We start from the raw sequence: 8,332 nt of genomic DNA, 5'->3' as shown, positions 1-8,332 counted from the left end.
CGGAGGCCCTCACCCCCCGCCCCCCGGGGGAGGCCCGCCCCCCCCGCCCCCCGCGCCCGGGGCGCGGGAGCGGGGGAGCCGCCCGCGAGTTTCGTGCCGCCCCCGCTCCCGCGCACAGGGAGAGGGGGTCGGGGGGTGAGGGCCTCCCCAGGGGGTCGGGGGGTGAGGGCCTCCGGGCTGCGCCGCCTTGGTGTCATGCACCAGCCCCGTAGCCGGCCTCGGCCAGCGCCCGGCGGGCCTCGTCGCCGTCGTTCCAGTCCAGGCGCTGGTCACCCACCAGCATCCGGCGCTCGTGGCCCTTCCCGGCCAGCAGGATCGTGTCGCCGGGCCGCGCCCGCCCGATCAGCGTGCGGATCGCCGAGGCGCGGTCGATGTCGATGGCAAACTCTTGACCGCGCACCTTGCCGACCGCCTCCGCACCCGCCGCGATCTGCTCGGCGATCTCGCGCGGGTCTTCGTGGAGCGGATCGTCCATGCTGATGACAACGTAGTCCGCCGACTCGGCGGCGGCGCGGCCCATCGTCGGGCGATTCGCGGGATCGCGCTCGCCGGCGTGCCCGAAAACCGTCATCAGGTGGCCGGAGGTGTGGGCGCGCAGGGTCTTGAGGGCGTTCTCCAACGCCTGCGGCGTGTGCGCGAAGTCAACCACCACCAGGAACGGCTGGCCGGCGTCCACCCGCTCCATCCGGCCCGGGACCGGCGGCATCTCAACGGCAGCATCGACGACGTTGTCGAGCGTAGCGCCAAGCTGTAGGGCAGCCGTGCTCGCGGCCAGCCAGTTCGCGACGTTGAACCGGCCCAGCAACCGCGACTCCACCCGTGCCTCTCCCTGGCGGGTGGCGATGGTGAACGCCGCGCCGCGCACGTCAAGTAGCACGTCGCGTGCCATCACGTCGGCCGCCGACTCGATACCATACGTGCGGACCGGAGCCGGGCAAGCGGCGCGCATCGCCGCGGCGTACGGGTCGTCGGCGTTGACGATGCCCACGCGCGGCCAGGCCTTCCGGGTCGGCTCGCCGAGCATCACGAAGAGGCGTGCTTTGGCCCGCGCGTACTCGTCCATCGTGCCGTGAAAGTTCAGGTGCTCGGGGCTGAGATTCGTGAAGATGGCGACGTCGATCTCGCAGCCGCGCACCCGGTCGAGCATCAGCGCGTGCGAGCTGACCTCCAGGATGGCCGTATCCACCCGGTCTCTGACCATCTCGGCCATGACCTCCTGCACCCGGTCCGCCTCGGGGGTGGTGTGGTGCAGATCGTTCGGGCGGATCTGGTCGCCGCTCTTCACGTCCACCGTCGTCAGCCAGCCGACGCGCTGGCCGGCCCGTTCGAGGATGGCCGCCAGCAGGCGCGTCGTCGAGGTCTTGCCGTCGGTCCCCGTCACGCCGACGAGGCGCAGGTGGCGGGTCGGGTGACCGCGCATCGCCGCCGCAAGGTCTGCCAGGGCCGGGCGAGCCGCCGGCACCGCGATCATGGCGCGGTCAGCGGGGAGCGGCAGCGGGCAGTCCGCCACCACGCCCACGGCTCCGCGCTCCAGAGCCTGCGGCACGAAGGCGCGGGCATCATGGCGCTCGCCGGGCAGCACCACGAACAGTTGGCCCGGCTGCACCCGGCGCGAATCGTGCACGACGCCGAGCACGTCGGCAGCCGGATCGCCCTGCACCAGGGTCGCTCCAGGGACATCCGCGAGAAGATCGAGCAGGCGCATCACGGGTATAATGACGGAATCACTGGTCACATCGACGAGTATTCTGGTCACAGCTCTGGCATCGTCCATCACAATGTTGGACGATGCCACACACGCCGAGCCGCCCCGCTGGTGGCCGTGTGCGTCAGGCCCGCTGCGTAGGCGTTGGCCGCTGACCGTCCATCACCTGGACCGCTGCTCGTGGCCTGCTCGGCCGGTTTGACGCGCGTCTGCAATCTCTCTGGGTGCTGCCTGTGACCGTCCCACCCAAGCCGCCGACATCCGCTGGCCCCGCTGCCTCCTCGACCATCGCCGCGGTGGCCCAGGACCGCCCGAAGCTGGCCGAGCAGCTCCGCAATCTGCCGGACCGGCCGGGCGTGTACCTGTTCAAGGACGCGCGCGGGAAGCTGCTGTACGTTGGCAAGGCCGAATCGCTCAAAGACCGGGTGCGCTCGTACTTCCAGCCAAGTACCAGCTTCGACATGACGCACCAGCCGAAGCTGCGCCAGATGACGCTGCAGGCCCAGGCCGTCGAGTACATCCTGACCGAGTCACCGATCCAGGCGCTGATCTGGGAGAACGACCTCGTCCGCAAAGAGCAGCCCCGGTTCAACACCAAGCTGCGGGATGACAAGCACTACCCGTACATCCGGATCGACGTGCAGAACCCGTGGCCGGTGGCGCGGGTGAGCCGTCGCATCGAGCGGGACGGCGCCCGCTACTTCGGGCCGTTTCCGCACGCGACCTCGGTCCGTCAGACGCTCGACACGCTCAGCCGGCTCTTTCCACAGATCCTGTGCAGCCGCACGATCACCGGCACCGATGATCGCGCCTGCCTCTATCTCCACATCAAGCGCTGCCCCGCGCCGTGCATCGGCCTGATCGACAACGGCGGGTACCGCGAGCTGATCGACGGCATGGTGCGTTTCCTGGACGGCAAGAACCAGTCCGTGCTCAAGGAGCTGGAAGCCGAGATGGAGACGGCCGCCGAGAACCTGGAGTTCGAGCGGGCGGCCGACCTGCGGGACCGGCTCAAGGCGGCGCGCAAGGTCATCGAGCAGGAGAAGGTCGGGTACACGACGCTGGTCGATCAGGACGTGATCGGCTTCTCGCGGGACGGCGGCAACGCCTGCGTGCAGTTGTTCTTCATGCGCGAGGGGCAGCTTGCCCGCCGCGACGCCTTCCTGATGCAGGACGCCGAGGGCGACACCGACCGCGAGGTGCTGACCAGCTTCGTCAAGCAGTTCTACCCACGGGCAACGGACATTCCGGCCGAGCTGTTGCTGCCCGAGGAGATCGACGAGGCCGACACGATTCAGGAGTGGCTGCGGCAGGCGCGCGGCAAGCGCGTTGAGCTGCTGGCGCCACAGCGCGGCGAGAAGCGGCGCATCGTGGAGCTGGCGACGAAGAACGCCCGCGACACGCTGGAGCAGCAGAAGGCCGAGTGGCTGGCCGACGGCGAGAAGACCGGCGAGGCGGCGCTCCAGCTTCAGGAGGCGCTGAGCCTGCCGCGCCCGCCGCGCCGCATCGAGTGCTTCGACATCTCGCACGTCCAGGGCACCAACCAGGTCGCCAGCATGGTCGTGTTCGAGGACGGCAAGCCGAAGCGCTCGGACTACAAGCGCTTCAAGATCAAGCACCAGGAAGGGAACAACGACTTCCTGAGCATGCAGGAGGTCGTGCGGCGGCGGTTCACGCGGGCGCTGGCCGCGACGCCCGGCACTGAAGGCATGGGCAACAACCTCACCCCCCCAACCCCCCTCTCCGGCGCGGAGAGGGGGAGCAGACTGGTCTCCCCCCTCTCCGCGCCGGAGAGGGGGTCGGGGGGTGAGGGGCGCTCCGTCGCGCTGCCGCTGATCGAAGATGACGACACCGCCGCCCACGTCGCGACGGAGATGCTCGACGGCGGGCTGGAGTCCGCGTCTGCCTGGGCGCACGGCGGCGACGAGGCGAAGGACGCGGCCAACGGTCAGTCCGCCAGCTGGGGGGTCTTCCCCGATCTGGTCATCATCGACGGCGGCAAGGGGCAGCTTTCGGCGGCCGTCGAGGTGATGAACAGCCTGGAGCTATCCGAGATCCCGATTGTCGGGCTGGCGAAGGAGCGCGAGGAGCTGTTCCAGAAGCACAGCTCGGAACCGGTCATCCTGCCGCGCAACTCCCAGGGGCTGTACCTCGTGCAGCGGGTCCGCGACGAGGCCCACCGCTTCGCGATCACCTACCACCGCAAGGTGCGCGGCAAGAAGGGCCTGCGCTCGCAGCTTGACGACGTGCCAGGGGTCGGCCCGACCCGCAAGAAGGCGCTGCTGCGGCACTTTGGGACGGTCAGAGCGATCCGCGGCGCAACGGTGGAAGAGCTGGCGGCGGTGCCTGGGATGACGCGCCGGACCGCCGAAGAGCTGAAGCGAGCCATCGCGGAGTAGCCCCGGCCTGGTGGCCCCGGCCTGGTAGCCCCGGCCTCGCGTGGCCCACGTCCAGGCTGTTGGCTCGGCAACCGCCGCTGACCACCTGGGACATCGGCCTGCTCGACCGCTGTCATTTGGAACCCGCGCCGCCACACCAGCGTCAGTGCCTAGTGGACGGTACGTCCACAGGCCGGTGCGTCGCCGAACGGTCTCTTGCGCCCGAACGACTGCACGCGGCCGGCTGCTGGAGGAAACGTGCGGGATCAGACCCGACTCGGTCTGTTCGCCCTGGCCACGGCGGCCGTGCTGGGCCTGCTTGGCGACCTGCTGCTGCGCGTATCGCCCTGGGGCGTGAACGCACCGCTGTTCATCCTGGCGTTGGTGACGGGCGCCGGCGTGCTGGTCTCGCTGGCGCGGCTGCCCCTTCTCGGCGAGGGCCGCTGGCTGGCCTTGCTGGCGCTGCTGTTCTCGGCGGGCATCGCCCTGCGCGACTCGGAGGCGCTCACGGCCGTGAACGTGCTGGCCGTCCTGCTGACCATCGGGCTGGCAGCACACCGAGCGCCGGGTGGTTGGCCGTTCATCGGCGGGTTGCCGCAGTTCGTGGGCGGGCTGGTCTCGGCCGGGTTCCACGCCTGCGGCGGCGTGCTGGTGCTGCTCGGCTTCGACATCCACTGGCGCGAGGTGCCGCGCACGGGCTGGCCGGCGGTCGTGCTCGCCGTGCTGCGCGGCCTGCTGATAGCGATCCCGTTGCTGTTGGTGTTCGGCGGGCTGTTCATGGCAGCAGACGCCGTCTTCTCAGGCATCGTGACGAAGGTGCTGAACATCAACCTGAGGGACATGTTCGGGCACATCTTCTGGTCCTGCGTCTGGACGTGGCTGACGGCCGGCTTCTTGCGCCAGGCCCTGTTCTGCACCGTGGCCATCGACGGACTCGGCACGAAGCCCGTCAGCCCGCCGGTCGAGGCCGACAGTGAGGGCCTCCCCGTACCGGCCCCATCCCCCGTAGGCAACGACCTCACCCCCCAGCCCCCTCTCCGCGTCGGAGAGGGGGAGATGCTGCTGTCTGCTCCCCGCTCCCCTGGAGGGAGCGGGGCTGGGGGCGAGGGGGAATCTCACAGTGAGGGCCTCCCCGCGCCGGCCGCAAAGTCCGCGCGTCCGCCACGCCCTGGTGGCCGGGTCGGCTTCCTCGGCATCGTCGAACTGAGCGTCGTGCTGGGACTGCTCGACCTGCTGTTCCTGGCCTTCGTGATCGTCCAGTTCCGCTACCTGTTCGGCGGCGCTGCGCTGGTGGAAGTGTCGCCCACGCTCACCTTCTCGGAGTACGCCCGGCGTGGCTTCTTCGAGCTGGTGACAGTGGCGGCCTTGCTGCTGGGCATCATGCTGTTCCTGGACTGGCTGGCGCGGCTGGACACACCCGTTCACACTCTGGTGTACCGCGTCCTGGCCGGCCTGCTGGTGGCCCTCCTGGCCGTCGTGATCGTGTCGGCGCTGCAGCGCATGCGACTCTACACCCTGGAGCTTGGCCTGACCGAGCTGCGGCTCTACACCACAGCGTTCATGCTGTGGATCGCAGCAGGCGCTGTCTGGTTCCTGGCGACGGTCCTCCGAGACCATCGTCAGCGCTTCCTGTTCGGCGCGAGCATGGCCGGACTGGGCGTGGCGCTGATCCTGAACCTGATCAACCCAGACGATCTGATCGTGCGGACGAACGCGGCCCGCCACGATGCCCCCGCGCGCTTCGATGGCTCGTACACGCTCGGCCTCAGCAGCGACGCAACGCCCGCGCTCCTCGACGTGCTGGACGCGGTGCCGGCCCAGCAGCGCGACCTGATCGCCCGACGGCTGATCGCCCGCTGGAGAGCGGCGCAGAACCAGGACTGGCGCAGCTGGAACTACGGTCGCTGGCGCGCCTGGACCCTGACCGCCGCCAACGAGGAGCGGCTGCGCGGGCTGGCTGGGCCGCCGAACACCAACCCCTCGCAGCCAAACGGCCGCCTGGACATCCCCGGCCCGTCTGATCCCTAGTGGCTCGGCAGGCGTGAATCGCAGGATCGCTCGGTGCCCATCGTCGTCCTGACCCCATTCGGCACGCTCAGGGCAAGCTCCGCGAGGAACGACCTCCCCTCCGTCATCCCGACCGCGGCGAGGAACGAGCGGAGCGGAGGGATCTTCTCCTTCTGTAGCGTGAGGAAGATCCCTCGACTGCGTTCGCACGCTCGCGTCGCTCGGGATGACGGGGGAAGCGTCGAGTGACCCGACCCGGTCGTTCACGACTGACAGGCCACTACGGCCGCCGTGGTGTCCATGCCGCGTGTACGCAACAGTGCGGCCAGATGTAGGTTGACGCACTCGTCCAGGTAGAGCCAGAGCGACATCAGGACGCTGAGTCTTCGTTCTCGGCGATGTAGCAGTCGATCTCGGCCTGATGCGCGTCGTAGAACGCCAGCGCCATCTCGACGGCTGTCTGGTCGAGCATCGGATACGCGTCTACGATCTGGCGTACCGACGCCAGATATCGGCTTGCCACGACGACCGTTCGGACTGAGACACGCGTGCCTTCCAGCGTCGGCTCGCCCTCAAGAATGCGCGGATTCCGCACAGCCCGACGCGGATATGGGTGCTGAACGATTCTGGCAGCCATCGACAGATGCACCTCAGAACGGATGGCGCAAACTTCCGGATTCGAGTGACCAGCCTCTGGCATCGTCAGGCGGCGGAGGCAGCCGCCAGCGACGCCGCGAGATCCAGGTGGACCCACTCCCGATCCGCGCGGTCGTTGGCGCGGACCCACAGTTGCCCCGTCGCCGGCTCGGCAATCGAGCTGTAGACCGTCCCGGGGTTCTCCAGGCAGTCCCAGACCTCGATGGCCCCACGGGGCGGACAAGTGTCGGTGAGCGCTTCGCGGGCGACGTCGATCCCGTGCCCGCCCGCCCCGAACCACTCCCCGAGCCGCAACAATCGGTGCTGTGAGCTTGGCACGACCCAGCCCTCTTGCAGCGTCATCATCTCGTCGTGCTGGAAATGGTTCGTGGCGAAGAGCCGCCCGGCCTGCATCGAGGTCGCGCGCACCTGCTCCATCGAGAACTCGAACAGGCGGCCGTCGTTCGCGGCGGCAGAGGCGACGGTCAGGTTGTTGCCGATGGTCCGCCGCGCGCCGCGCAGCAGCCACTCGGCCTCGTCCAGCGAGCCGGCGTACTGGGCCAGCAGCCGGTAGAGCATCAGCAGCGGCGTCCCGTTCGCCGTCTCCTGCGAGACCGTCGAGGTCAGACAGGCCAGCGAGATGCCGTCCCCGTTCATGGCCGTCACCAGCCCCACGAAGCCCGGCCACGCCACTGACACAAATGCCTTGCCGCGCGCCGGCCGCACCACAAACGCGACAACGTTCTGCCGCAGCTCGCACGGCACGATGCCATCAGGGTCAAGGAAGTCGTCATGGACCATGTAGTCCAGGTTGCGCCCGTGGATCGGCCCGCCGGTCGCGCTGGCCTCGCCGGCCAGCACGAAGCTGGAGCAGGCAAAGCCCCCCACGGCGACCGGCGCCGGCGTCGGCGGCGCGCCCAGCCACCCCAGCACCGGCTTGACGAAGCGGTGATGCAGCAGCGGCGCGAGCATCGGGTTCAGCTGGATCAGGGAGTGCAGGACGTCGTCAAAGCAGTTGAGCAGAAGGATGTCCCGATACGGCACCCGCGCGCCGTCCGCGAGGCCGCGCATCTCCTCGCGCAGCTCACGCGGGATGTTCGGGTGCATCCGCGCCAGGATGCCGTACAGGATGCCGAGGAAGCCGGCCCCCATCGCCAACCCCTTGCCGAAGACGATGTCGTCCACAAGGCGGCTTCGCAGGTGTCGGACCCGCTCGCCAAGCGCCATGCCGTGCTGCCAGCCTCGCGCGTACGGCTCGCCGGACAACTCGACCAGCAGCAGGCCGTCGTGCTCGACGACAGACGGGATGCGAGACGAGGACCGCTCAAGCGTCGGGCGCGGCAGTCTGAACATGGGGACGAAACCTTCCTGGCGACGGCCAGCCCGTCGCCAGGGTCGATTATCGCAGGCAGGGGAGAGCAGCGCGCGGCTTTACGCCTCGTCCTCAGGGCGATTGCATGTTGATGTCGTCGTGCAGCGGCGTCGGGGCTTGAAAGCCCCGCCTACGATCCTGCAGTCGCTGCGCGACGCTGTAGTCTCACCAGTCCCTGTCCGTGCCCGGTGTCCGTCGCGCAGCGACGGCGTGACTGTAGGCGGGGACTTCAGT

Annotated in this window: 5 protein-coding genes; 2 read left to right on the top strand and 3 right to left on the bottom strand. The window is 69.3% G+C overall.

All coding sequences use genetic code 11. The features are described from left to right. Positions 1 to 193: 193 nt before the first annotated feature. Positions 194 to 1,735: a UDP-N-acetylmuramoyl-L-alanyl-D-glutamate--2,6-diaminopimelate ligase gene (locus IT306_04840; GenBank protein MCC7367723.1), complete on the bottom strand. Its 1,542-nt coding sequence runs from the start codon at positions 1,733 to 1,735 to the stop codon at positions 194 to 196. Positions 1,736 to 1,938: 203 nt separating this feature from the next. On the opposite strand from IT306_04840, the gene uvrC reads away from it, so the two are divergent. Together uvrC and IT306_04830 are read left to right on the top strand one after the other, a co-directional pair. Continuing rightward, complete coding sequence (uvrC, locus tag IT306_04835; GenBank protein MCC7367722.1) at positions 1,939 to 4,104, top strand: excinuclease ABC subunit UvrC; 2,166 nt, start codon at positions 1,939 to 1,941, stop codon at positions 4,102 to 4,104. Positions 4,105 to 4,341: 237 nt separating this feature from the next. Next, positions 4,342 to 6,111: a DUF4173 domain-containing protein gene (locus IT306_04830; GenBank protein ID MCC7367721.1), complete on the top strand. Its 1,770-nt coding sequence runs from the start codon at positions 4,342 to 4,344 to the stop codon at positions 6,109 to 6,111. A 349-nt stretch (positions 6,112 to 6,460) separates the two neighbouring features. Here IT306_04830 and IT306_04825 read toward each other — a convergent pair whose 3' ends face one another. Then, positions 6,461 to 6,727 (bottom strand): DUF433 domain-containing protein, encoded by a 267-nt coding sequence (locus IT306_04825; GenBank protein ID MCC7367720.1) that lies wholly within the window; start codon positions 6,725 to 6,727, stop codon positions 6,461 to 6,463. Positions 6,728 to 6,792: 65 nt separating this feature from the next. After that, positions 6,793 to 8,079 (bottom strand): hypothetical protein, encoded by a 1,287-nt coding sequence (locus IT306_04820; GenBank protein ID MCC7367719.1) that lies wholly within the window; start codon positions 8,077 to 8,079, stop codon positions 6,793 to 6,795. Positions 8,080 to 8,332: the final 253 nt, after the last annotated feature.

The sequence above is a fragment of the Chloroflexota bacterium genome, from assembly GCA_020850535.1.
In the GTDB taxonomy this organism is placed as follows: domain Bacteria; phylum Chloroflexota; class UBA6077; order UBA6077; family JACCZL01; genus JADZEM01.
This window is presented reverse-complemented; position numbering and strand designations above follow the sequence as displayed.

Excerpts from the sequence above, each read along its gene's own strand:
- IT306_04825 (MCC7367720.1), bottom strand. The coding sequence starts at position 6,727 with ATGGCTGCCAGAATCGTTCAGCACCCATATCCGCGTCGGGCTGTGCGG.
- IT306_04820 (MCC7367719.1), bottom strand. The coding sequence starts at position 8,079 with ATGTTCAGACTGCCGCGCCCGACGCTTGAGCGGTCCTCGTCTCGCATC.